At 38.3% G+C, this 2,932-nt stretch carries 1 protein-coding gene; it reads right to left on the bottom strand.

Annotation, left to right across the window (positions count from 1 at the left end):
* Positions 1-180 precede the first annotated feature (180 nt).
* Positions 181-2,307 carry a TonB-dependent siderophore receptor gene (locus tag HRT50_RS18435; protein WP_291617229.1) on the bottom strand — a complete coding sequence of 709 codons (2,127 nt, stop codon included), beginning with the start codon at positions 2,305-2,307 and terminating at the stop codon, positions 181-183.
* Positions 2,308-2,932: the final 625 nt, after the last annotated feature.

The following is a 2,932-nucleotide window of genomic DNA, read 5'->3' as shown; positions in this document are numbered from 1 at the left end:
TAAAGCATAGATGATTCTAATGTCTGCTTTTTAGATTGGGCACTTAATCGAATGCTAAATATTGAGTAAAGCTTTGGGTAAAAATAAATAAAAGCATTTAAATTAGAAGAGGAGCTTTTTGGGGCAAGACCAATGCGCACTAGACTATTAATTTAGTGCGCTTATGATTAGCTGTTACCTTTAGAAGCTATACGTTACGTTAACACTCCCTTGAGTAGGTGCGCCGTAAAATCCAATATTCTTTAAACTAGTGATATATTTTTCATCGGTAATATTATTAATATTTGCTTGTATTGAGAGACTCTCTGATACATTCCAACGAGCAAAAGCATTAACAAGTATGTATGAGTCTTGTTTAACTGTTGCAGCAGCATTCTCTGTTTTGGATTGCCATTTACCACCTAAGCCCATCATTAATTCAGGTAATTGCGGTAAGGTATAATCTATTGAGAACTTAACCAAATTTTCTGGTTCCCATGTACTGGTACTTTGGCCTAATTCATCTTCTATTGCTAAGTTTGTGTAAGCAAAAGTAACATTAAGGTTATCAGTTAAGTGGCCAACAACTTCCAACTCAAAACCTTTTGAGTCCATTGTTGTGCCTTCATAATAATAGTCTCCTAGGTCGTTGATACCGGCAAAAACGGCTATATTGTCTTGTTCAGCACTGAATATAGCAAAGGTCGCGAGTAAGTTATCATCAAACCATTGTATTTTTACACCTATCTCGTAGTTAACACCTTTACTTGGGTCTAAGAAATGGCCATCGTAATCATACTGTTCTTGTGGTTGATACACATCTGAGTAACTTGCATAAGCATTAATATCATCAGTAATCGAATAGGTTGCCGCTAGGTATGGGCTAATTTCATTTTCATCATTATCTACAGCACCACCAGAGTTATAACCTTTTCGGCTGTAATCAATGGCATTAAATCCGGCTATGATAAATAAATCATCGCTTATATTTAACTTTGTTGAGCCAAATAGGCGTGTCAGCGTTACATCTAGATCAGAATATTTAGCTTTATCAAGCCATTCAGGCTCAGGAATAGAGTTTGTCGGATATGGAAAAGCCGGAGTGAATGTTACGGTAGAACCCTGATTTGGAAAATAAGGTGATGCTGCAATGGAAGCATTGGTAAAGGAAGTCGCAGTGCTTTTAGAGGTACTGGCACCAAACATTAATTCATGGTCTTGGCCAAATAAGCTGAATTGACCTTTTGCGGTTAAGTCAAACAAGTCAGCGCTAAATTCAGAGTCATAACGTCCTGGTAAACCTATTAAGCCCAGATTAGTTTCACTGTCGAAAGCACCAAGAGGATCATAAACATAAAGTAATTTACTTTGGTCTTCAGAATCTTGTTTATTATAAGTTGCTTTTATTTCCCAATCATTGTCAAAGGTATAAGCATATTCAATAAAAGCGTTGATATTAAGAGTGTCCCACATAGTCCAGTCTTGAGTTGGACTGGTACTCACATCAAAGTCTGCCTGCGTGCCGTCGGAATTGGCTAGTGGTAAGCCGCCCCACATAACACCATCACTATTGGCATCTTGGTATGAAGCGCCAAAGGCTAGTGTTGAGTTGTCTGTAAGTTGTCCATCAACTACAGCCGAGAGATATGTACGATCGTCTGCTAAACCATTAAGATATGAGCCTGAGTCTTGTGCAACAGCAACAATACGTGCCGCCCAACTGCCACTTTCGGTTAATAAAAACGAAGCGTCTGCTTGTAAACGTTGAAGATCATCCGAGCCAAGTGTTAAACCGACTTCCGCTTCATTTTCATTGCTTGGACGTTTACGTACATAGTTAATAGTACCTGCAGCATTACCGACCCCCGTTAATTGACCATTAGCACCACGAATGACTTCTATCTCTTCATAGCCGTAACTTTCCATAGCGCCAGTAACGAGACCCCAGCCGTTAGGTAGACCAATGCCATCAATTTGTGTACTTTTAATATCAAAACCACGAGAGGTATATCTGGTGCGGTTAGTTTCACCGCGTTCTACGGTAATACCTGTCGCCATTTGCAGTACATCATCAATGTTATTAACCGCGAAGTTCTTAATTTGCTCAGAGCTGATAACGCTAATTGATTGTGGCGTTTCATTCAATTCCATTGTTAAACCAGTGGCACCTTTACTTACTCGATCGGAACGAACGCCAACAATTTGTATTTTTTCAATTTCTTTGTTGGTATTTTCAACAGTTTCTTCAGCCTGTACTTCTTCGGCATAAGCAGGGAAGCCCATGGCCAAAACTAATGAAGAGAGTGCAAAAACGTGTTTAATTTTCATGTTTACCCTTAATATTTATATGTACTGGAGTTTTTGCACTACTATACATTTTCGTACATATGTATACAAATGAAAACCATTATTATTTGCATTACCATTTTATTTCTGGCTTGTTGTAAGCTTAAAACCGTGGCCATACGTACCATATAAATATTATTGATAATCATTATTCTAGGATTTATGATGCGTGCTTTGACGTCCAGAAGTTAAAATATGGACTATGCCTGAAGTACACCAAGTCAAAGTATTCCCTAATGCCAAAATTATCGAATTAGTGAACTATTATCTTTAAAAAGTACTTAAGTATTTTGGTGGAAATATTAATATTTACCTATCCAGGGCCATAATAGTCATTCACTTACTATGTTATTTGAAGCACACGAAGCTGATGAAAGATATCAAGAGGAGTAGTATACGTATCAATTTGTGTAGTGGTTAAGTGATTCCGGATACTAACTTAGAGTTCTAACTTGCTATGGGGGCGTTAGCGAGTTGGTGTGCTCAAGCACAAAGGGTTTAATGCTTGAGGCGTAGTTATGAAGTGAGGCATTCGCTATTAAGTGCGGCGTCAAAATTAGGTAGCGTAACAACGTCACCGGCAATCAAGCTATCTATATGGATGTCG

The organism is Colwellia sp. (assembly GCF_013215345.1).
Taxonomy (GTDB): domain Bacteria; phylum Pseudomonadota; class Gammaproteobacteria; order Enterobacterales; family Alteromonadaceae; genus Colwellia.
Note: the sequence above shows the minus strand (reverse complement) of the source record. Positions and strands in the feature narration are given on the sequence as shown.

Coding starts and splice junctions, on each gene's coding strand:
- HRT50_RS18435 (WP_291617229.1), bottom strand. CDS start 2,307: ATGAAAATTAAACACGTTTTTGCACTCTCTTCATTAGTTTTGGCCATG.